This window comes from Mucilaginibacter daejeonensis (genome assembly GCF_020783335.1).
In the GTDB taxonomy this organism is placed as follows: Bacteria; Bacteroidota; Bacteroidia; order Sphingobacteriales; family Sphingobacteriaceae; genus Mucilaginibacter; species Mucilaginibacter daejeonensis.
Genome location: NZ_CP086068.1, coordinates 4,032,812 through 4,051,853 on the forward strand (window position 1 = coordinate 4,032,812; position 19,042 = coordinate 4,051,853).

The 19,042-nt window shown below is 45.5% G+C and carries 28 protein-coding genes; 1 reads left to right on the forward strand and 27 read right to left on the reverse strand.

Annotation, left to right across the window (positions count from 1 at the left end; all coding sequences use genetic code 11):
• Positions 1-6: 6 nt before the first annotated feature.
• From rplO to LLH06_RS17365, 21 genes are all read right to left on the reverse strand, one after another.
• Positions 7-453, reverse strand: a complete 447-nt coding sequence (rplO, locus tag LLH06_RS17265) for a 50S ribosomal protein L15 (RefSeq protein WP_228170533.1) — start codon at positions 451-453, stop codon at positions 7-9.
• A 4-nt stretch (positions 454-457) separates the two neighbouring features.
• Positions 458-637 (reverse strand): 50S ribosomal protein L30, encoded by a 180-nt coding sequence (rpmD, locus tag LLH06_RS17270; RefSeq protein WP_157539784.1) that lies wholly within the window; start codon positions 635-637, stop codon positions 458-460.
• Between the two features lie 5 nt (positions 638-642).
• A complete protein-coding gene (gene rpsE / locus LLH06_RS17275) occupies positions 643-1,161 on the reverse strand; it encodes a 30S ribosomal protein S5 (protein ID WP_228170534.1) in 519 nt (172 codons plus the stop codon).
• A gap of 12 nt (positions 1,162-1,173) precedes the next feature.
• Complete coding sequence (rplR, locus tag LLH06_RS17280; RefSeq protein ID WP_228170535.1) at positions 1,174-1,524, reverse strand: 50S ribosomal protein L18; 351 nt, start codon at positions 1,522-1,524, stop codon at positions 1,174-1,176.
• 5 nt (positions 1,525-1,529) lie between these two features.
• A complete protein-coding gene (gene rplF / locus LLH06_RS17285; protein ID WP_228170536.1) occupies positions 1,530-2,084 on the reverse strand; it encodes a 50S ribosomal protein L6 in 555 nt (184 codons plus the stop codon).
• A gap of 20 nt (positions 2,085-2,104) precedes the next feature.
• A complete protein-coding gene (gene rpsH / locus LLH06_RS17290; protein WP_449560083.1) occupies positions 2,105-2,503 on the reverse strand; it encodes a 30S ribosomal protein S8 in 399 nt (132 codons plus the stop codon).
• 236 nt (positions 2,504-2,739) lie between these two features.
• Positions 2,740-3,009, reverse strand: a complete 270-nt coding sequence (rpsN, locus tag LLH06_RS17295; RefSeq protein WP_228170537.1) for a 30S ribosomal protein S14 — start codon at positions 3,007-3,009, stop codon at positions 2,740-2,742.
• Entirely contained in the window at positions 3,002-3,571 is a 570-nt protein-coding gene (gene rplE / locus LLH06_RS17300) for a 50S ribosomal protein L5 (protein WP_228170538.1), read from the reverse strand. The genes rpsN and rplE overlap by 8 nt, the downstream gene beginning before the upstream one ends.
• A complete protein-coding gene (gene rplX, locus LLH06_RS17305; protein ID WP_228170539.1) occupies positions 3,571-3,900 on the reverse strand; it encodes a 50S ribosomal protein L24 in 330 nt (109 codons plus the stop codon). The genes rplE and rplX overlap by 1 nt, the downstream gene beginning before the upstream one ends.
• Before the next feature lies 1 nt (position 3,901).
• Complete coding sequence (gene rplN, locus LLH06_RS17310; RefSeq protein WP_228170540.1) at positions 3,902-4,270, reverse strand: 50S ribosomal protein L14; 369 nt, start codon at positions 4,268-4,270, stop codon at positions 3,902-3,904.
• A gap of 1 nt (position 4,271) precedes the next feature.
• Complete coding sequence (gene rpsQ, locus LLH06_RS17315) at positions 4,272-4,529, reverse strand: 30S ribosomal protein S17 (RefSeq protein ID WP_228170541.1); 258 nt, start codon at positions 4,527-4,529, stop codon at positions 4,272-4,274.
• A 16-nt stretch (positions 4,530-4,545) separates the two neighbouring features.
• Entirely contained in the window at positions 4,546-4,755 is a 210-nt protein-coding gene (rpmC, locus tag LLH06_RS17320; protein ID WP_228170542.1) for a 50S ribosomal protein L29, read from the reverse strand.
• A 133-nt stretch (positions 4,756-4,888) separates the two neighbouring features.
• A complete protein-coding gene (rplP, locus tag LLH06_RS17325) occupies positions 4,889-5,311 on the reverse strand; it encodes a 50S ribosomal protein L16 (protein ID WP_228170543.1) in 423 nt (140 codons plus the stop codon).
• 48 nt (positions 5,312-5,359) lie between these two features.
• Positions 5,360-6,196, reverse strand: coding sequence for a 30S ribosomal protein S3 (rpsC, locus tag LLH06_RS17330; protein WP_228170544.1), 837 nt, complete (start codon positions 6,194-6,196; stop codon positions 5,360-5,362).
• A 7-nt stretch (positions 6,197-6,203) separates the two neighbouring features.
• Positions 6,204-6,632: a 50S ribosomal protein L22 gene (rplV, locus tag LLH06_RS17335; RefSeq protein WP_228170545.1), complete on the reverse strand. Its 429-nt coding sequence runs from the start codon at positions 6,630-6,632 to the stop codon at positions 6,204-6,206.
• A gap of 6 nt (positions 6,633-6,638) precedes the next feature.
• A complete protein-coding gene (gene rpsS / locus LLH06_RS17340) occupies positions 6,639-6,905 on the reverse strand; it encodes a 30S ribosomal protein S19 (RefSeq protein WP_228170546.1) in 267 nt (88 codons plus the stop codon).
• Positions 6,905-7,729: a 50S ribosomal protein L2 gene (rplB, locus tag LLH06_RS17345; RefSeq protein ID WP_228170547.1), complete on the reverse strand. Its 825-nt coding sequence runs from the start codon at positions 7,727-7,729 to the stop codon at positions 6,905-6,907. Before rplB ends, rpsS begins: the two co-directional genes overlap by 1 nt.
• An 8-nt stretch (positions 7,730-7,737) precedes the next feature.
• Entirely contained in the window at positions 7,738-8,028 is a 291-nt protein-coding gene (rplW, locus tag LLH06_RS17350) for a 50S ribosomal protein L23 (RefSeq protein WP_228170548.1), read from the reverse strand.
• Between the two features lie 2 nt (positions 8,029-8,030).
• Positions 8,031-8,660 (reverse strand): 50S ribosomal protein L4, encoded by a 630-nt coding sequence (gene rplD, locus LLH06_RS17355; RefSeq protein WP_228170549.1) that lies wholly within the window; start codon positions 8,658-8,660, stop codon positions 8,031-8,033.
• A gap of 1 nt (position 8,661) precedes the next feature.
• Complete coding sequence (gene rplC, locus LLH06_RS17360) at positions 8,662-9,279, reverse strand: 50S ribosomal protein L3 (RefSeq protein ID WP_228170550.1); 618 nt, start codon at positions 9,277-9,279, stop codon at positions 8,662-8,664.
• A 588-nt stretch (positions 9,280-9,867) separates the two neighbouring features.
• The gene (locus tag LLH06_RS17365) at positions 9,868-11,127 is read right to left on the reverse strand and encodes a prephenate dehydrogenase (RefSeq protein WP_228170551.1); all 1,260 of its coding nucleotides are present in this window, start codon (positions 11,125-11,127) and stop codon (positions 9,868-9,870) included.
• Between the two features lie 168 nt (positions 11,128-11,295).
• Between LLH06_RS17365 and LLH06_RS17370 the strand changes: the two genes are divergently transcribed.
• Complete coding sequence (locus tag LLH06_RS17370) at positions 11,296-11,997, forward strand: hypothetical protein (RefSeq protein WP_228170552.1); 702 nt, start codon at positions 11,296-11,298, stop codon at positions 11,995-11,997.
• A gap of 77 nt (positions 11,998-12,074) precedes the next feature.
• On the opposite strand, the gene LLH06_RS17375 is transcribed toward LLH06_RS17370, so the two are convergent.
• From LLH06_RS17375 to LLH06_RS17400, 6 genes are all read right to left on the reverse strand, one after another.
• On the reverse strand, positions 12,075-14,447 hold the full coding sequence (locus LLH06_RS17375; protein WP_228170553.1) for an ABC transporter permease: 2,373 nt from the start codon (positions 14,445-14,447) through the stop codon (positions 12,075-12,077).
• A gap of 206 nt (positions 14,448-14,653) precedes the next feature.
• Positions 14,654-14,959 (reverse strand): 30S ribosomal protein S10, encoded by a 306-nt coding sequence (rpsJ, locus tag LLH06_RS17380; protein WP_078347761.1) that lies wholly within the window; start codon positions 14,957-14,959, stop codon positions 14,654-14,656.
• Positions 14,960-15,092: 133 nt separating this feature from the next.
• Positions 15,093-17,204 (reverse strand): elongation factor G, encoded by a 2,112-nt coding sequence (gene fusA / locus LLH06_RS17385; RefSeq protein WP_228170554.1) that lies wholly within the window; start codon positions 17,202-17,204, stop codon positions 15,093-15,095.
• Between the two features lie 107 nt (positions 17,205-17,311).
• A complete protein-coding gene (gene rpsG / locus LLH06_RS17390; protein ID WP_228170555.1) occupies positions 17,312-17,779 on the reverse strand; it encodes a 30S ribosomal protein S7 in 468 nt (155 codons plus the stop codon).
• 20 nt (positions 17,780-17,799) lie between these two features.
• Positions 17,800-18,213 carry a 30S ribosomal protein S12 gene (rpsL, locus tag LLH06_RS17395; RefSeq protein ID WP_228170556.1) on the reverse strand — a complete coding sequence of 138 codons (414 nt, stop codon included), beginning with the start codon at positions 18,211-18,213 and terminating at the stop codon, positions 17,800-17,802.
• 298 nt (positions 18,214-18,511) lie between these two features.
• Positions 18,512-18,979 (reverse strand): hypothetical protein, encoded by a 468-nt coding sequence (locus LLH06_RS17400; RefSeq protein ID WP_228170557.1) that lies wholly within the window; start codon positions 18,977-18,979, stop codon positions 18,512-18,514.
• Between the last annotated feature and the right edge of the window lie 63 nt (positions 18,980-19,042).

Here is a 19,042-nt window from a genome sequence, read left to right on the forward strand (position 1 = left end):
TTAAAATTACAACTTAACGATTGAACCGCCTGCTGCCTCAATAGCTTTTTGTGCAGTGGCCGAGAATGCATGAGCCTGAACATCGATCTTAGCGGTCAGTGTACCACGGCCAAGGATCTTGACCAGGTCATTCTTTGACGCCAGACCATGTTCTCTCATGGTCTCAAAGTTAATAGTTGATACTGAATAAGTATCAGCTAATTGTTGTAAAGTATCCAGGTTGATGCTGTTGTACTCAACGCGGTTAGGGTTTTTAAAACCAACCTTAGGTACACGACGTTGTAACGGCATCTGGCCACCTTCAAAACCAACTTTTGTAGATGTACCTGAACGTGAGCCCGCACCTTTATGGCCACGGGTAGAGGTTCCGCCACGGCCCGAACCGGTACCACGGCCTATTCTCTTTTTATTTTTAGTAGAACCTTCTGCAGGTTTAAGATTACTTAAATTCATAACATTAAATGTTTTCTACTGCTACCAAATGATTAACTTTTCTGATCATGCCAATAATAGCAGGATTAGCTTCAACTTCAACGCTATGGTTAATTTTCTTTAAACCTAAAGCCTCAACAGTTTTTTTCTGGCGCTCGCTTCTATCGATCACGCTTTTGATCTGTGTTATTTTGATCTTTGCCATGATAATTATCCGTTAAATACTTTACCTAAATTAATACCACGGTGCTGAGCTACGGTATAAGCATCGCGCAGTTGCGCCAGGGCCGATACAGTGGCTTTAACCACGTTGTGAGGGTTTGATGATCCTTTTGATTTGGCCAGTACGTTATGTACACCGGCGCTCTCTAACACCGCACGCATCGCACCACCAGCAATTACACCGGTACCGTTAGCTGCTGGCTTCAAGAATACGAAACCACCTGAAAATTTGCCTATTTGTTCGTGAGGGATAGTGTTATTGATGATAGGCACTTTCACCAAGTTCTTTTTAGCATCATCGATACCTTTGGCGATCGCCTCGGTAACCTCTTTTGCTTTGCCAAGGCCGTAACCTACAACACCGTTCTCATCACCTACCACCACAATGGCGCTAAAGCTGAAAGTACGGCCGCCTTTGGTCACTTTGGCAACACGCTGTATACTTACCAACCGGTCTTTAAGTTCGATCTCGGTGGTCTTTACTCTCTTAATATTTATTGTTGACATTACTCGTTACGATTAGAAGTTCAAACCACCTTCACGTGCACCTTCGGCCAGTTGCTTAACGCGACCGTGATACAAGTATCCATTTCTATCAAATACCACTTGCTCGATACCAGCAGCTTTGGCTTTCTCGGCGATCAGTTTACCTACGGCTACTGATTGCTCACCTTTTGAACCATTCGCTTGAAAATCTTTTGATGCAGACGAAGCTGATACTAAAGTTTTGCCGGTAACATCGTCAATGATCTGTGCGTAAATACCTTTATTACTTCTGAACACTGACAAGCGAGGGCGTTCTGCAGAACCCGATAAACGTTTTCTGATGCCCATTTTAATTCTGTCTCTTCTTGATAATTTACCTGTCATGACGATTATTTTTTAGATGCTGATTTACCTGCTTTTCTTCTTAACACCTCACCAACGAACTTGATACCTTTACCTTTGTAAGGCTCTGGTGCGCGCAGTGAGCGGATCTTGGCAGCTACCTGACCGATCAGTTGTTTGTCGATAGACTCCAGGATGATGGTCGGGTTCTTACCCTTCTCAGCAGTGGTTGATACTTTGATCTCTTGTGGTAACTCGAACACGTAGTGGTGAGAATAACCTAACACCAGGTCAAGTGTGTTACCTGCATTGGTAGCACGGTAACCTACACCTACCAGCTCTTGCTCAATTTTGTAACCAGTGGTAACACCGATAACCATGTTATTGATCAGGGCACGGTATAGGCCGTGTAATGCTTTGTGACGCTTTTGGTCGGTCGGGCGTACTACGGTAAGTACACCGTCTTCTTGTGATACAGTGATATCACTGTCTAACGCCTGCTCTAATTGGCCTTTCGGTCCTTTTACGGTTACTACGTTATCATTAAATGTAACGGTAACACCGGCAGGGATAGTAATGGGGGCTTTTCCTACTCTTGACATTGTTTAATTCCTCCTTGCAATTAATAAACGAAGCATAGAACTTCGCCACCGATGTTTTGCTGACGGGCTTCTTTATCTGTCATCACACCTTTAGAGGTTGACAAGATAGCGATGCCTAAACCATTTAATACTCTTGGCATAGTGTCCATGCCTGCATATTTTCTCAAACCTGGTTTACTTACACGGGTAAGCGTGCGGATAGCAGGAACTTTGGTTACCGGGTGATACTTCAAAGCTACTTTGATAGAGCCCTGAGGACCGTTGTCCTCAAATTTGAAGTTAGCGATGTAACCTTTGTCGAAGAGCACCTTAGTGATCTCCTTTTTCAGATTTGATGCAGGAATTTCAACAACCCTTTGGTTGGCTTTGATAGCATTCCTTACTCTGGTAAGATAATCTGCGATTGGATCAGTATTCATTATATAAAATTATGACAGCGGTTTCCTTCGCCTCTCGGCGACGACCTTCCATCGGTTAAAAATTCTTTTTTTGGCGGCAGGCGTAAATGCATAAAGGAACAGTGAACGCATAGCTCACCCTTCCATTGATTATCATTACTTGCCTTAGGCTACCGCAGTATTTGCAAATTGCCGGCCGCAAAGGTAAGAATTTAATTCTCAACCTGCAACCGGCAATTATTATACAGTGGAGCTGATTACCAGCTTGCCTTTTTTACTCCGGGGATCTTACCGGCCAGTGCCATTTCACGGAAAGTTACACGTGAGATGCCGAACTGACGCATGTAACCGCGAGGACGACCAGTAAGCTTGCAACGGTTGTGCAGTTTTACCGGTGATGCAGCTTTAGGCAATTTGTCTAACGCTTCGTAATCACCAGCGGCTTTAAGGGCTGCTCTTTTCTCAGCGTATCTTGCTACTAATTTAGCACGTTTTACTTCACGCGCTTTTACACCTTCTTTAGCCATTGTTAACTGGGGTTTGATTTTTAAATGGTAAACCAAATTGTTTTAGTAACTCCAATGCCTCAACATCGTTAGTTGCCGAAGTTACAAAGGTAATATCCATACCTTGGATCTTGTTGATCTTGTCAATGTTGATCTCAGGGAAGATGATCTGCTCGGTGATACCTAAAGTGTAGTTACCTTTACCGTCAAAACCTTTATCATTGATACCTTTAAAGTCACGGATACGTGGCAGGGCAACAGCGATCAAACGGTCCAGGAACTCGTACATGTTATTGTCACGTAAAGTTACACGTACACCTACTGGCATACCTTTACGTAATTTAAAGTTCGAGATATCTTTTTTTGACTTTGAAGCTACCGCTTTTTGACCAGTGATAGTGGTCAACTCAACGATGGTAGTATCGATAAGTTTCTTATCGGTAGTAGCACCGCCAACACCTTGGTTAATAGCGATCTTTTGTAGCTTAGGAACCTGCATTACGCTTTTGTACTGAAATTTATCTTTCAGTGCGGTGCGGATCTCCTCTTTATATTTTGATTTTAATCTTGGAACGTATGACATTATTTGATCTCCTCCCCTGATTTTTTAGCTACACGTACTAATTTACCTGCGTCGTTCTTTTTACGACCTACGCGGGTGGCTTCACCTGTTTTAGGATCTACCAGTGCTAAATTCGAGATGTGGATAGCTGCTTCCTTTTTAACGATACCACCGTTAGGGTTAGCTGCGTTAGGTTTGGTATGTTTCGATACCAGGTTAACACCTTCTACCACGGCGCGGTTCTTATCTATAATAACCTCGGTAACTTTACCTTGCTGACCTTTTGAGTCGCCGGCGATCACTTTTACCAGGTCACCTTTACGGATCTTTAATTTGATCTTCTTTTCCATATTACAATACCTCCGGTGCTAATGAAACGATCTTCATGAATTGTTTCTCGCGTAACTCTCTTGCTACAGGGCCGAAGATACGTGTTCCACGAGGCTCATCCTGGTTGTTCAACAACACAGCTGCGTTATCGTCGAAACGGATGTAAGAACCGTCCTTACGACGAACTTCTTTGTTGGTTCTTACAACTACGGCTTTAGATACGGTACCTTTTTTCACGTTACCTGAAGGTAAAGCGCTTTTTACAGTTACTACGATCTTATCGCCAACAGAGGCATAGCGTTTTGCGGTACCGCCTAATACGCGGATCACTAACACTTCTTTTGCGCCGCTGTTATCGGCTACGGTTAATCTTGATTCCTGTTGTACCATCTTATTTAGCCCTTTCTACAATTTCAACTAATCTCCAGTTCTTATTTTTGCTCAGGGGGCGAGTTTCCATGATCGTTACAGTATCGCCGATGCCGCAAGTGTTGGTCTCGTCATGAGCCATGAACTTAGCGGTCTTGTTAACGAACTTACCGTAGATCGGGTGTTTCACCTTACGCTCTACTGCAACCACGATAGATTTGTCCATCTTGTTGCTAACTACCAGACCGGTACGGGTCTTTCTTAAATTTCTCTCTTCCATTGTTTCGACGCTTAAATTATTGCTGTTCAGAAGCTGACGCCGCTTTACGCTTGGTTAATTCAGTGTTTAAACGAGCAACCTCCCTGCGTACATTTTTGATACGGATAGGATTCTCAATAGCCGAAACCGCATGAGCGAATTTCAGTTTGGTAAGATCAGTTTTCACCTCGCTAATTCTTGCAACCAACTCTTCAGTTGACAGCGCTGATATTTCTGAGTTCTTCATTGTTCTCTCTCTTGTGAGTTTTCTGTGTGAGAGGTAAGTTGGATGCTTACGTCACGCTTCTTATTATTTACTTGTTCAAGGTCACAGGTCGTGAGCTCTATTACGGAACTCACAACTCACGACCTGTAACTTTTTATGCTTCTACGTAATCTCTACGTACGATGAATTTTGTTTGGATAGGCAGTTTTTGAGCGGCCAGGCGAAGTGCTTCTTTAGCAACTTCTAATGGCACACCTTCTGCTTCAAAGATGATCCTTCCAGGGCGCACAACGGCTACCCAGTACTCAGGAGCACCTTTACCTTTACCCATACGTACCTCGGCTGGTTTCTTGGTCACTGGCTTATCAGGGAATATCCTGATCCAAACCTGACCTTCACGTTTCATAAAACGTGTTACAGCGATACGGGCAGCCTCGATCTGGCGGCTGGTGATCCAGGCCGGCTCGAGTGATTTTATACCGAAAGATCCGAATGAAAGTTCAGCACCGCGGGTAGCGGCTCCTTTCATTCTGCCTTTTTGCATCTTTCTGAACTTCGTTCTTTTTGGCTGTAGCATTTTATTAGCTTTTTATATCTAAACGATGTCTGTCTCGACTTTGATTAATTATCTGTTACCACCTGGGCGGTTACCACCCTGACGGTTCTGGCCACCACCGCGTTGGTTGTTACCACCTCTGCGGTCGCCACCACCTCTGCGGTCATTGCCGCCTCTGCGGTCACCACCACGCTCGTTACCGAAACCGGCACCACCCTCTGGGCGGCCACCGCGGCCACTTGCGCTGCTGGTTGATCCGATGTTAGGTGAAAGATCACGTTTACCGTAAACCTCGCCTTTGCAGATCCAAACCTTAACACCTATTTTACCATAGGTAGTTAATGCTTCAGCCAAAGCGTAATCAATATCAGCACGGAAAGTATGCAGAGGGATTCTTCCTTCTTTGTACTGCTCGGTACGTGCCATCTCGGCACCACCTAAACGGCCAGAGGTCATTACTTTGATACCCTCAGCACCCATACGCATGGTAGAGGCGATAGTGGTCTTCATTGCACGACGGAAAGAGATACGGGCCTCTAATTGCTTAGCTATGCCTTCAGCTACTAACTGAGCATCAAGTTCAGGACGTTTGATCTCAAAAATGTTGATCTGTACGTCTTTCTTGGTCAGTTTCTTTAACTCTTCTTTGATCTTATCAACTTCCTGACCGCCTTTACCGATAACGATACCCGGACGGGCAGTATGGATAGTTACAGTGATGCGTTTTAAGGTGCGCTCGATAACTACTTTAGATACGCCGCCTTTAGCGATACGCACTGATAAGTATTTGCGGATCTTTTCGTCCTCAACTAATTTATCGGAGTAGTTGTTGCCACCGAACCAGTTAGAATCCCAACCACGGATGATCCCTAAACGGTTACCTATTGGATGTGCTTTTTGTCCCATTTCTAAATTAGTTGATCTCGGTTTTACTATCCACAATTAAAGTAACGTGGTTAGAGCGTTTACGGATACGGTATCCGCGGCCCTGAGGAGCCGGACGCAGTCTTTTCAACTGACGACCACCACCCACTGAAACTTCTTTTACATATAAAGCGCTCTCGTCAATGCTCTTACCTTCGTTCTTTGCTTGCCAGTTGTTGATGGCCGACAGCAGTAACTTTTCTACACGGATAGCCGCTTCTTTGTTAGTGAACTTCAGGATGCTAAGTGCTTTAACTACACTTTCGCCACGGATCAGATCCACTACCAAACGCATTTTGCGTGGTGAGGTAGGGCAGTTCTGTAACTTGGCAACAGAAGCTCCTCCTTGCTGAGCTTTCTCTTGCTCTTTGCGTTGTCTGATCAGTACAGACTTTTTGATTTTTGTTGTTGCTTCCATTGCCTATTATTTTTTCTTCTCTGCGTGACCGCGGAATGTACGGGTAGGTGCGAACTCTCCCAGCTTGTGACCTACCATGTTCTCTGTTACGTACACAGGGATAAATTTATTACCGTTGTGTACTGCGAATGTATGACCAACGAAATCAGGAGAGATCATGGAACGGCGTGACCATGTTTTTACAACTGATTTCTTATTTGAGTCATTTAACACCTGTACCTTTTTGTCCAGGTTATGATCAATATAAGGGCCTTTTTTAATCGAACGTGCCATTATTTCTTCCTTCTTTCTATGATATAACGATCAGATGTTTTCTTCTTGTCGCGAGTCTTGTAGCCTTTAGCCAACAAGCCTTTACGTGAACGTGGGTGACCACCAGATGAACGGCCTTCACCACCACCCATAGGGTGATCGACAGGGTTCATTGCTACACCACGAACGCGTGGACGACGACCTAACCAACGTTTGCGACCAGCTTTACCTAATACTTCGTTCGCTTTCTCAGAGTTAGAAGCGGTACCGATGGTAGCTAAGCAGGTAGCCAGGATCATACGGGTCTCGCCTGAAGGCAATTTGATGATAGCGTATTTGCCATCACGAGCCGATAGTTGAGCGTATGTACCGGCCGAACGAGCGATGATACCGCCCTGACCTGGGTTAAGTTCGATGTTATAGATGATAGAACCTAATGGGATGTTCTTCAAAGGTAAAGTGTTACCTACCTCTGGAGGCGAACCAGCACCTGATAGAACGATCTGACCTACGGTCAAACCTTCTGGAGCCAGCATATACCTTTTTTCACCATCAGCATATACCAAGAGAGCGATACGGGCCGAGCGGTTCGGGTCATACTCGATAGTTGCTACAGTAGCAGGGATATCGAACTTGTTGCGTTTGAAATCGATCAAACGGTATGACTTTTTGTGACCGCCACCTAAATAACGCATGGTCATTTTACCACTGTTATTACGGCCACCTGACTTTTTATGCGCTACTACTAATGATTTTTCAGGAACGTTAGTTGTAACGTCAGAGTAATCAGCACCTACCCTGAAACGGGTACCCGGGGTTACCGGTTTAAATCTTTTAACTGCCATTTCTCTTGTTATATAGTGCTATAAAAATCTATTGTTTCACCATCCTTTAAAGTGATGATCGCTTTCTTGTAAGCAGCTGGCCTACCGGTCACTGTACCTGCTTTAGTGTAGCGGCTCTTCAATTTGCCGGCATATTTCATAGTGTTAACTGCTGTTACAGTTACACCGAACATTGCTTCAACTGCTGCCTTAATTTGGATCTTATTCGCCTTAGGGTCAACTTTAAAAGCATAACGGTTAAGTTTCTCGGTCAACAGAGATACTTTCTCGGTAAGTAGTGGTTTTTTAAGTATTTCCATAATTACTTAGCGAATGCTTCCTCCAGAGTTTTAACAGAACCTGCAGTAAGTAACAGTTTACCGGCGTTCAACACGTCATAAGTGTTCAATTGGTCGGCAGTAATGACCTTGGCTTTTTTCAGGTTTCTGCTTGATAAATAGATATTGTTGTTAGCAGCAGGCAGTACCAATAAGGTCTTCTCGTTGCTGATGTTAAGATCAGCTACCAGTTGTACGTAATTTTTGGTCTTTACAGAATCGAAGTTGAAGTCTTCTAAAACTACGATGCTGTTCTCCTGAGCTTTGTAGGTAAGGGCCGATTTACGAGCCAGTTGCTTAAGCTTTTTGTTCAGCTTGAAGCTATAATCGCGCGGCTGCGGACCGAATACACGGCCACCACCGTTGAACAAAGGCGATTTGATGCTACCCGCACGGGCGCCACCTGTACCTTTTTGTTTATGTAATTTGCGGGTCGAGCCAGCAATTTCGTTACGCTGCTTTGCTTTGTGCGTACCTTGACGTTGGTTAGCTAAGAACTGCTTAACGTCAAGATAAATAGCATGATCGTTAGGTTCGATAGCGAAAACGGCATCAGACAGTTGCACCTTGGCACCTGTTTCTTTTCCTGATACATTTAATACGTTGATCTCCATCTTATTTATCCACAATTACGAATGAACCCTTAGCTCCTGGGATGGAACCTTTAACAACCAGCAAGTTTTGCTCAGCGAATACTTTAACTACTTCAAGGTTCTGCACTTTAACACGTACGTTACCGGTTTGACCAGCCATGCGCATACCTTTAAATACGCGTGAAGGCCATGATGAAGCACCGAGTGAACCTGGAGCGCGTAAACGGTTGTGCTGACCGTGGGTTTGCATACCCACACCGCCAAAACCATGACGCTTTACAACACCCTGAAAACCCTTACCTTTTGAGGTACCAACCACATCCACAAAATCTCCGGCGGCGAAAATATCAACGGTAACAGTGTCACCTAATGATTTTTCATCTTCGAAGGTCTTGAATTCAACCAGCTTACGTTTTGGCGTAGTGCCGGCTTTCTGGAAATGGCCTTTTAGGGGAGCAGAGGTGTTTTTTTCTTTCTTCTCGTCATATGCAAGCTGAACAGCTGCATAACCGTCTGTATCAACAGACTTAACGTGAGTAACCACGCAAGGGCCAGCTTCGATCACAGTACAAGGGATATTCTTGCCTGCTTCGTCGAAAATGCTGGTCATTCCTACTTTTTTACCAATAATTCCTGACATTTTCTTAATTAATTTGTTTTGCCCATCGAAGCAGTAGGGCTTCGTTCAAGGCATTTTCCCGGTTTAAGGGAGGGCAAAGATAGGAATTTTTGATTATGTGTCAAATAGTTACGTAATTATTTTTCAATGTTTTTGAGTTGATGATCAGGGATATATAACCCATTCAGGCGGTCGTCTATATCATTGTATCCATAGCGCTTCCTAAACAATATTATTGCCGTCACTTTTTGTCGATATCTATGGTCATCATTGAGCTCAAGATCGGCACTATAAAATAGCTATCAAAGACCGATATCGATAGCAAGTATTTGACTTACAATCAATAACACACAATGTAATTTTAAAGTTGAACTTGTATCCAACTCGCATCAGCTGATTGCTTTTCTTGATAATTCCTCGAAACCGTATACGTTTCTTCAATAAACAGCACGAGACGAACCCAGTGCATATACCAAAGATTTAAAAAAGAAGACCAAGGTAAGACGGCCTCAAATCAGTAACGCAAGAAGATATTGATCTGCCCTTAAAGACGGTTAAGAACACTTAGCTCCTAAACCCAGAACAATGCTGAGAATATGAGACTCTCTCCTATTTCTTCATTAGCTTCCTGATCATATCTGCGCTGTGCTTTTGGCCTTCTTCCAACCGGTCGGCGAAGAAGGAGCGAACGTGGTCGAAGTGCTTTTTGTAACCTTCCATGTCGCCGTAGTTGATGATGGACGACCACTCGCGTACCGCTGAATGGAATTCGAGGTCGTCGCCACGGATAGAACGGTCATATAGCGCGGTCTGTATGGATTCCTCTAACAGATCATCGTTCTTGAACAGGTATTCGGCAATGCCTAATCTTAAACGGAAAGGTGGTGTTTGGCCGATAAGGTTATCGTAAGGATTCACACCTAAATGATACCAGGCATCTACCATACTCAATATGCTGAGGTGCGAGTTGGGTTTACGTTCGCTGGTGTTGCCATGAAAAGTGAACTCATCCATTACTGCATCGTTAAGCATGATGGGTGTGCGGCTCTCGTGAAATACAAAGTCGCGCGCTTTGAATAAGCGCTCTCTAAAGCTTTGTTCATCCTCCTTGATCATCAATTTGAACAGTTCAGACTCTGACTGGGCATAACGCTTCACCTGTTGGCGTGCGTAAGGGTTGAGTATGGCTAAACCACCGTAAACGTGTGCTTTGTAACTAAAAATGCGCAGCGTGATGAGTATCTTCACGTTATCGATACCGCCAAGGTATGAGGCATTCTCCCATGGGAAAAGACCTGAAGCAGCCCAAGCGGTACCCATACTTTCGAAACCTACGTGGGTCACGGCCTGCGTGTCGGCCACGATCTGATCGTGCTCGTGGTAATCGTTCAGCTCAACAATGTCAGACCCGATGAGAGTGAATAGATCCAACATGCGCTGGTAAGCTTCGTCATCGGACCGATAGCGAATGAGTATCAGCTTTTGACCAGCCGGCTCAAAGCCTCCACCATGCATGGCATGAAAGGTCACGATCTGGGTATCGGCCGGCAGGTACCGGTTAAAGATGGCGATCTCAGGATGCTTAACGGAGGTCTGTCCTGCCACTATAGCGCCGTACTTGATGGAGCCGCAGCTTTCGGCTACTACCTGTTCCATGTGTTCGGCCTCGACCGAGTAGATCAGCAGGTCACTGATGCGTGCCACTTGACGGCTGTCATCCATGATCTTGATACCGAGCGGCGACAGGTCGGCTTCCAGCGACTCCCTATTTTGGGGAAGATCGCACCCGGATACCCTATGGCCAGCCTTGACGAATGCCTTAGCATATACCCTGCCCATGTCGCCCAAACCAATGATCCCGATATTCATGCTGCTAATATAAATAAATATGGTTTGGTAATTTGGCTGTGGTTAGCCTATATTCGTTATCAGGGTGATGCATATCGCCTTTTTACAACAAGGCTTGACCTACAATTATTTACAAAGAACAAAGCATCAGGAATGGTGTTCTGCATGGTAAAACTCCACTTTGCGCTTATGAAAAACCGTTATATCGCAGCCTCACTGGCTCTTTTCACATTATTAAGTATGGGTGCTGCCCAAGCTCAGGATAGTGTTAAAAAAGCGAAGACCGCTCCTACTAAATGGGTACCCAAACCGTCGGCGTATAGCTCCCGCCCGGCAGCAGCTGCAGCCTATGGAACAGCACAACAACCGGGTGCAGCTCCTGTGAATACCGATAAAAGCTTGAATGGCCAGTACCAATACATATCCGGCAAATTCTACAATTATCAAAAACCGCAACTGGCAGCCTTTTATAAGAACGTGACCGATACGCTGCGTGCCGAACGTAAAAAGGTGAAGGATCTGCAAAGCCAGCTATCGGCACAAGGCAAAACCGTTAATGACCTGCGCACCGATGTATCGTCAAAGGAACAAAGCCTCAATGAATCCAATGCCAAGGTCGATTCGATCAGCTTGTTAGGCATAGGCGTAACCAAATCGGTATACAATACCATTATGTGGGGTTTGGTGATCGTGTTCGGTGCGGTGGCAACAGTGGTGCTATTACAATCGGGCAGCGCACGTAGAGAGGCTAAATATCGCATTAAGCTTTATGAGGAGCTTGATGAAGAATTCAAAGCCTACAAGGTAAAGTCGAACGAAAAGGAAAAGAAACTGGCCCGCGAACTGCAAACCGAGCGTAACCGCATCGAGGAGCTTTTAGGCAGAGGCTAAGATCTTACTCAAAACATAAAAATGCAGAAAGGCTATCCACAATGGATAGCCTTTCTGCATTTTTATAAAAACGTTCCTTATTCAGTACGTAAACTTTTTACCGGGTTGGTCAGCGCTGCTTTAATGGCCTGAAAGCTCACGGTCAGCAAGGTGATCACCAACGCCCCTATACCTGACACCGCAAATATCCACCATGAGATGCTGGTCCTGTACTCATAAGCTTGCAACCACTGATCAAGGAAGTACCAGGCGAATGGTACGGCTATAGCGCAAGCGATCAGCACCAGTATCACAAAGTCTTTGGACAGCATACTCCAAAGGTTATATACCGATGCCCCTAACACCTTACGTACACCGATCTCTTTGGTGCGCTGCTCGGCAACGAATGAGGCCAGCCCGAACAATCCTAAAGATGATATTAGTATGGCCAACACAGCGAACAGCGTGGCCAGGTCGCCTATGCGCTCCTCGGTCCGAAACTTTTGAGCATACATACTATCGGTAAAATCATATATAAAAGGTGCCTCAGGATTAAATCTCTTAAATACGGCCTCTACCAGATCAAGTGCCGAACGCACCGGAACGCCAGGCTTCAATTTAACCAAAATGATATTGGCCCAGTTATAGTTTAACATGAATACGCTTGGCTGGGTTGGCAGGTAAGGCGACTCCATGATCATATCATTTACTACACCTACCACAGTAAGTGGCTTACCGTTATACACCACCACTTGCCCCAACGGTTGTTTAAATCCCATCGTTTTAACTGCGGACGTATTCAGGATAATGCCGGAGGAATCGGTCGCAAAGTCGCGGGAAAAATCGCGCCCCGACCTCATTGACCAGCCGATGGTCTTGCCATAATCATGCGTGACGGCGATGGTGCCGAATACCGGTATTGAGCCAGGCTCCTTCCCTTTCCAATCAAAACCGATCTGGCTGCTACTGATACTGGTCGACCGGCTTGACGACTCGGCCATTTCCTGAACCACACCGGTGCGCACCAGGTCACCGCGTAAGGCATCGTAATGACCTGCCAATTCGGGGGTGTTGATCTCGACACTGATCAGGCCTTCGCGGTCATAACCCACTGGCCTGTTCTTGGCATATTGGATCTGCTTGTATACAATGATGGTACCGATGATCAGCGTGATGGATACCGTAAATTGAATTACCACCAACACCTTGCGTGGTAGAGCCGAAAACCGGCCGGCTTTGAACGTGCCTTTTAATACTTTCACCGGATCAAAGGCCGAGAGATAGAGCGCAGGATAACTGCCCGACAGCAGACCGGTGATGATCGTGAAGACGAGTGCCGCTATCCAGAACACTGGGTTGAGCCAAGGCAATTGAATTTGCTTATCAGATATGGTGTTAAATACCGGAAGGAATATTAACACCATGATGACTGATAGTAGAAAAGCCAAACTGACCATGACCATTGACTCGCTTAAGAACTGCGCGATGATCTGTACCCTTAACGAACCGATAGACCTCCGGATACCTACTTCCTTAGCGCGTTTTTCGGATCTTGCCGTGCTCAGATTCATAAAGTTGATACAGGCCAGCAGCAGTACGAACACACCGATAATCCCGAATAACCACACGAACTTGATACGTCCACCACTTACCCTACCATCAGTGAACTGATCATACAGATGCCACTGCGACATCGGGTGCAACTGTATCTTGTCATCGCCCGATACCTTATGCGGGGTGGCTATCTCTTTGATCTTGGCGTTGATGTGGCTGATGTCGGCACCGTCGTTCACCTGGGCAAATAAACGGAAGCTATGGTTGTCCCACTGCTCGGCCGAGTCGCGCACCCAATTCTCGATCTGCGCAAAGCGTTCCCAGGCACAAAAGATCTTGATGTCGTGGAAGGTGGTATTCTGGGGAAGGTCCTCATACACGCCTGCTACCTTGACGTCTGTTTTATTGTTGAGCTTGATGGTCTTGTTAAGCGGATCGGCGTTGCCAAATAGCGACCGCGCTAGTGACCGGGCGATCAATACCGAAGAAGGGTCATTAACAGCACCGAGGCTGCCATTCACCATTTTGATGGTCAGCATTTGCGCCAGATCGGGCTGCGCCCATACTCCTGTGGTACTTACGCTCTGATCGCCCGCCTTTATGGTCATGGTCTCGTTCCATGAGCTTAGCGCTAGCCTTTTTATATCATTAGGATACTTGGTGCGCAGTTCCTGTGCCAGCGGCAAGGCAACCGCCTCATGCGTGGTGTTATGCCCGCTGAACACCTGTGTTACCTTTACCTGCGCAATGGTATCATAGTTATCATGATAGGTGTCGAAGCTGAGCTCATCCCACATCCATAAGCCGATGAGTATGGCCACGGCCATGCCAAGGGCTAGCCCTAATATGTTGATGAACGAGTATACTTTATTTTTAAGCAGATTACGCCAGGCGATCTTGATGTAGTTCTTGAGCATATATATAATGATAAAGGCTGTTCAAAGGTAGAGGCCACCAAGACAATGCCATGCCCGAAAACGACCTTCAAGGGCTTCCAACGGCACTTAGCACAATGTTGACTGTTCGTTATCGATACAAACATACGTACGCTTATGAACATGACATAAACACAAAAGGCCACCCTTTGCAAGGTGGCCTTTTGTGTTCGTATCTTCCGGTACTATCACACTTTGATCTCAACTTCAACGCCGCTTGGCAATTCAAGTTTCATCAGTGCGTCAACTGTTTTAGAGTTAGAGCTGTAGATGTCCAGTAAACGTTTGTAGCTGCACAGTTGGAACTGCTCACGAGCTTTCTTGTTTACGTGTGGTGAACGCAATACAGTGAATACTTTCTTTTCAGTTGGTAAAGGCAGTGGTCCGCTTACTACGGCACCAGTAGGCTTTACAGTTTTTACGATTTTCTCGGCTGACTTGTCAACCAGGTTGTAATCGTAAGATTTCAGTTTGATCCTAATTCTTTGGCTCATTTTAATTGTTTGTTATGACCACCTGTAAGAGCTATTTATTACAAGCGGACGGTTTATTTGATATGCAGATGTGCTTATGTGTAAGTGTGCAAATGATCTGCACATTCACTCATTGGCACATCTGCGAATTTACTTACGCAACAGCGCCTTTGGCTTTACCTTTTGATTTGGCAACTACTTCGTCCTGCACGTTACGTGGAGCATCTTCGTAGTGGTCAAATTCCATGGTAGAAGTTGCACGGCCTGAAGTGATGGTACGTAATTGAGTTACGTAACCGAACATCTCAGAAAGTGGAACTGTAGCCTTGATCACCTGAGCACCGTTACGGGTGTCCATACCTAAAAGCTGGCCACGACGACGGTTCATATCACCGATCACATCACCCATGTTCTCTTCTGGGGTCAAGATCTCGATCTTCATGATCGGCTCAAGCAATACTGGTTTACATTTTGGTAATGCCTCACGGTAAGCTGAACGGGCAGCGATCTCGAAAGATAACGCATCCGAATCGACCGCGTGGAACGAACCATCGATCAGTCTTACTTTCAAACCTGTTAAAGGATAGCCTGCTAACACACCATTTGCCATGGCTGAAGCGAAACCTTTTTCAACAGATGGGATGAACTCACGAGGGATAGAACCACCAGTGATCTCGTTCACGAACTGTAAGCCTTCTTTACCGTCATCAGTAGGCGAAATGATAACCTGGATGTCGGCAAATTTACCACGACCACCGGTTTGTTTCTTGTAAGTTTCACGGTGTTGAGTAGTACCGCTGATAGCCTCTTTGTAAGCTACCTGTGGTGCACCTTGGTTAACCTCAACTTTGAACTCACGTTTCAAACGGTCCATGATAATATCTAAGTGAAGCTCGCCCATACCCGAAATAACGGTTTGGCCGGTCTCTTCGTCAGAGTTTACACGGAAGGTTGGATCCTCTTCGGCAAGTTTACCTAAGGCCATACCTAATTTATCAACGTCGGCCTGAGTTTTAGGCTCGATCGCCAAACCGATAACCGGCTCAGGGAACACCATTGACTCCAGAACGATAGGGTTCTTCTCGTCGCAAAGGGTATCACCAGTTTTGATATCCTTAAAGCCTACTACCGCAGCAATATCACCAGCACCTACGTTAGGGATAGGATTTTGCTTGTTAGCGTGCATTTGGAATATACGTGAGATACGCTCTTTATTGTCTGAACGCATGTTGTGTACATACGAACCGGCCTCAAGGTTACCTGAGTATACACGGATGAAGCACAAACGACCTACGAATGGATCGGTAGCGATCTTGAACGCCAAAGCAGCGAATGGCTCTTTAACATCAGGTTTAACCAGGATCTCTTCGCCAGTGTTAGGGTTGGTACCCACAACACCTTTCGAATCGATAGGTGAAGGCAACAATTCCATCACATAATCAAGCATGGTTTGTACACCCTTGTTCTTGAATGATGAACCGCAGGTCATTGGTACGATCTTACCGGCTAAGGTAGCCTGACGTAAAGCGTCCAATACTTCGCGCTCAGTGATAGTGGTTGGATCGTCAAAGAATTTCTCCATTAACGTATCATCGAATTCAGCTACTGCTTCCAGCAACTTCTCTCTCCACTCGTTAGCTTCATCGACCAGGTCGTCAGGGATAGGCACTTCGGTAAAGGTCATACCTTTATCGTGCTCATTCCAAACCACACCACGGAAGTTGATCAGATCCACAACACCTTTAAAGCCATCTTCAGCACCGATAGGGATCTGCAGTGGAACAGCGTGGCTGCCCAGCATATCACGTACTTGCTTAACAACTTTCAAGAAATCGGCACCTGAACGGTCCATTTTATTTACGAAACCGATACGTGGTACGTTGTAGTTATTAGCTAAACGCCAGTTGGTCTCTGATTGAGGCTCAACACCGTCAACAGCCGAGAACAGGAACACCAGGCCGTCCAACACACGTAAAGAACGGTTAACCTCAACGGTGAAGTCAACGTGTCCTGGAGTATCGATAACGTTCACCTGGTATTTGTTACCACGGTAGTTCCAGAATACAGTAGTAGCAGCCGAAGTGATGGTGATACCACGCTCCTGCTCCTGGGCCATCCAGTCCATGGTAGCAGCACCTTCGTGCACCTCACCTATTTTGTGGCTTACACCAGCATAGTAAAGGATACGCTCGGTAGTGGTGGTCTTACCGGCATCAATGTGGGCGGCAATACCAATGTTTCTTGTGTATTTAAGATCTCTTGACATATCTTGTTTTTATTTAAGCTAAAATGGCTATTGAGGTATTAAGATAAGATGAACTTTGCGTGCACTTATAACTTAATAACTCAATAACCTTTATAACTATATTTTTATTAGAAACGGAAGTGTGAGAACGCTTTGTTGGCTTCAGCCATTTTGTGCGTATCTTCTTTTTTCTTCACAGCGGCACCTTCACCTTTTGAAGCTGAGATGATCTCGCCAGCCAATTTCTCCATCATGGTCTTTTCACCACGACGACGAGCATAGCTGATCAGCCATTTCATACCCAAAGCGATCTTACGCTCAGGACGAACCTCGGTAGGTACCTGGAAGTTAGCACCACCCACACGACGAGATTTAACCTCTACGGCAGGCATAACGTTGTTCAATGCTTTTTTCCAAGTTTCCAGACCATTTTCGCTGGTCTTTTTCTCGATAATATCAACTGCGTTGTAGAAAATACCGTATGCGGTAGATTTTTTACCATCATACATCATATTGTTCACAAAGCGGGTCACCATCACGTCGTTAAAACGAGGATCAGGAAGAAGGATGCGTTTTTTCGGTTTCGACTTTCTCATTTTGTACTATCCTCCTTTAATTATTTCTTTTTGCCTTTTGTAGGTGCAGCAGCTGCCTGACCTGGTTTAGGACGTTTGGTACCATATTTAGAACGACGTTGGTTACGACCGTTAACACCTGAGGTATCCAGTGCACCACGGATGATGTGGTAACGAACACCTGGAAGGTCTTTAACACGACCGCCACGGATCAACACGATAGAGTGCTCTTGCAAGTTGTGACCTTCACCAGGGATGTAGGCATTCACCTCTTTACCGTTGGTAAGGCGCACACGGGCAACTTTACGCATTGCTGAGTTTGGTTTCTTAGGGGTAGTGGTGTATACACGGGTACACACGCCTCTTCGCTGTGGACAGCTGTCCAACGCTGGGGATTTACTCTTATCCTCCAGAGCTACTCTACCTTTTCTAACTAATTGCTGAATAGTAGGCATTCTTCCTTTTTTTCTGTTACTTTTTACAACCCGGTTTTCGGGACTGCAAAAGTAGATATTTATTTGTTGATCATCAAGGGGTTGACAAAAATATATTTCAGAGTTAACTCGCACAACTGTAATGTTATACCCTTTAATAAGGCATACGATATCAGCTCCTGCTATCGCCTACTCATATCAGCCATGCCGAGCCCAGGCTTACAGGTCCAAAAAGTTCAGCAGATACCTACCTCAACAACAAAAAAGCTGCGCCGGTATGATCCCGACGCAGCCCCTACTACTTACTCAACATTAACACTTATGCTTTTTGAGCCTTATGGTGGCGGAAGCCTCTTTTACCATGCTGACTTTTCATAAGCTCTTTCATCTGCGCTTTTTGCTGATCATTGAGCGTTGCTACAAAGGCTTTGCGATCGGCCCTGGCTTTTTCGCGGTTATCAGCAAGGGTCTTTTTTTGCTCATCGGTAAAGGTGGCGGCCAGTTTGGCATGGCGCTCTTTAGGTGCTAAGCTTTTATCTTTAATGATCGCTTTTTGATCGGCTGTGAGGCTGGCATGAAATGCTTTGCGGGCCTCTTTATGCTTTTCCTGGTTAGCCTTCAGGGTAGCTTGTTGTTCAGGGCTAAGCACGGCCTTTAGCTTTTGATGGGCCTCTTTACGAGCCAAACGGGCGCTGTCGTTCTTAACTTTGGTCTGCGCGTTGGCACCTATGGCCAATGCACTCACCATCAGGGTGGTTAAGGCTATTGATCTTACTAACTTTTTCATTTTGCTCTATCTGTTTATTTGTAGAGATAGAGTGTTGCCGGATCAAATGGTTTAAGTAACAAA

Excerpts from the sequence above, each read along its gene's own strand:
- rplO (WP_228170533.1), bottom strand. The coding sequence starts at position 453 with ATGAATTTAAGTAATCTTAAACCTGCAGAAGGTTCTACTAAAAATAAA.
- rpmD (WP_157539784.1), bottom strand. The coding sequence starts at position 637 with ATGGCAAAGATCAAAATAACACAGATCAAAAGCGTGATCGATAGAAGC.
- rpsE (WP_228170534.1), bottom strand. The coding sequence starts at position 1,161 with ATGTCAACAATAAATATTAAGAGAGTAAAGACCACCGAGATCGAACTT.
- rplR (WP_228170535.1), bottom strand. The coding sequence starts at position 1,524 with ATGACAGGTAAATTATCAAGAAGAGACAGAATTAAAATGGGCATCAGA.
- rplF (WP_228170536.1), bottom strand. The coding sequence starts at position 2,084 with ATGTCAAGAGTAGGAAAAGCCCCCATTACTATCCCTGCCGGTGTTACC.
- rpsH (WP_449560083.1), bottom strand. The coding sequence starts at position 2,503 with ATGAATACTGATCCAATCGCAGATTATCTTACCAGAGTAAGGAATGCT.
- rpsN (WP_228170537.1), bottom strand. The coding sequence starts at position 3,009 with ATGGCTAAAGAAGGTGTAAAAGCGCGTGAAGTAAAACGTGCTAAATTA.
- rplE (WP_228170538.1), bottom strand. The coding sequence starts at position 3,571 with ATGTCATACGTTCCAAGATTAAAATCAAAATATAAAGAGGAGATCCGC.
- rplX (WP_228170539.1), bottom strand. The coding sequence starts at position 3,900 with ATGGAAAAGAAGATCAAATTAAAGATCCGTAAAGGTGACCTGGTAAAA.
- rplN (WP_228170540.1), bottom strand. The coding sequence starts at position 4,270 with ATGGTACAACAGGAATCAAGATTAACCGTAGCCGATAACAGCGGCGCA.
- rpsQ (WP_228170541.1), bottom strand. The coding sequence starts at position 4,529 with ATGGAAGAGAGAAATTTAAGAAAGACCCGTACCGGTCTGGTAGTTAGC.
- rpmC (WP_228170542.1), bottom strand. The coding sequence starts at position 4,755 with ATGAAGAACTCAGAAATATCAGCGCTGTCAACTGAAGAGTTGGTTGCA.
- rplP (WP_228170543.1), bottom strand. The coding sequence starts at position 5,311 with ATGCTACAGCCAAAAAGAACGAAGTTCAGAAAGATGCAAAAAGGCAGA.
- rpsC (WP_228170544.1), bottom strand. The coding sequence starts at position 6,196 with ATGGGACAAAAAGCACATCCAATAGGTAACCGTTTAGGGATCATCCGT.
- rplV (WP_228170545.1), bottom strand. The coding sequence starts at position 6,632 with ATGGAAGCAACAACAAAAATCAAAAAGTCTGTACTGATCAGACAACGC.
- rpsS (WP_228170546.1), bottom strand. The coding sequence starts at position 6,905 with ATGGCACGTTCGATTAAAAAAGGCCCTTATATTGATCATAACCTGGAC.
- rplB (WP_228170547.1), bottom strand. The coding sequence starts at position 7,729 with ATGGCAGTTAAAAGATTTAAACCGGTAACCCCGGGTACCCGTTTCAGG.
- rplW (WP_228170548.1), bottom strand. The coding sequence starts at position 8,028 with ATGGAAATACTTAAAAAACCACTACTTACCGAGAAAGTATCTCTGTTG.
- rplD (WP_228170549.1), bottom strand. The coding sequence starts at position 8,660 with ATGGAGATCAACGTATTAAATGTATCAGGAAAAGAAACAGGTGCCAAG.
- rplC (WP_228170550.1), bottom strand. The coding sequence starts at position 9,279 with ATGTCAGGAATTATTGGTAAAAAAGTAGGAATGACCAGCATTTTCGAC.
- LLH06_RS17365 (WP_228170551.1), bottom strand. The coding sequence starts at position 11,127 with ATGAATATCGGGATCATTGGTTTGGGCGACATGGGCAGGGTATATGCT.
- LLH06_RS17370 (WP_228170552.1), top strand. The coding sequence starts at position 11,296 with ATGAAAAACCGTTATATCGCAGCCTCACTGGCTCTTTTCACATTATTA.
- LLH06_RS17375 (WP_228170553.1), bottom strand. The coding sequence starts at position 14,447 with ATGCTCAAGAACTACATCAAGATCGCCTGGCGTAATCTGCTTAAAAAT.
- rpsJ (WP_078347761.1), bottom strand. The coding sequence starts at position 14,959 with ATGAGCCAAAGAATTAGGATCAAACTGAAATCTTACGATTACAACCTG.
- fusA (WP_228170554.1), bottom strand. The coding sequence starts at position 17,204 with ATGTCAAGAGATCTTAAATACACAAGAAACATTGGTATTGCCGCCCAC.
- rpsG (WP_228170555.1), bottom strand. The coding sequence starts at position 17,779 with ATGAGAAAGTCGAAACCGAAAAAACGCATCCTTCTTCCTGATCCTCGT.
- rpsL (WP_228170556.1), bottom strand. The coding sequence starts at position 18,213 with ATGCCTACTATTCAGCAATTAGTTAGAAAAGGTAGAGTAGCTCTGGAG.
- LLH06_RS17400 (WP_228170557.1), bottom strand. The coding sequence starts at position 18,979 with ATGAAAAAGTTAGTAAGATCAATAGCCTTAACCACCCTGATGGTGAGT.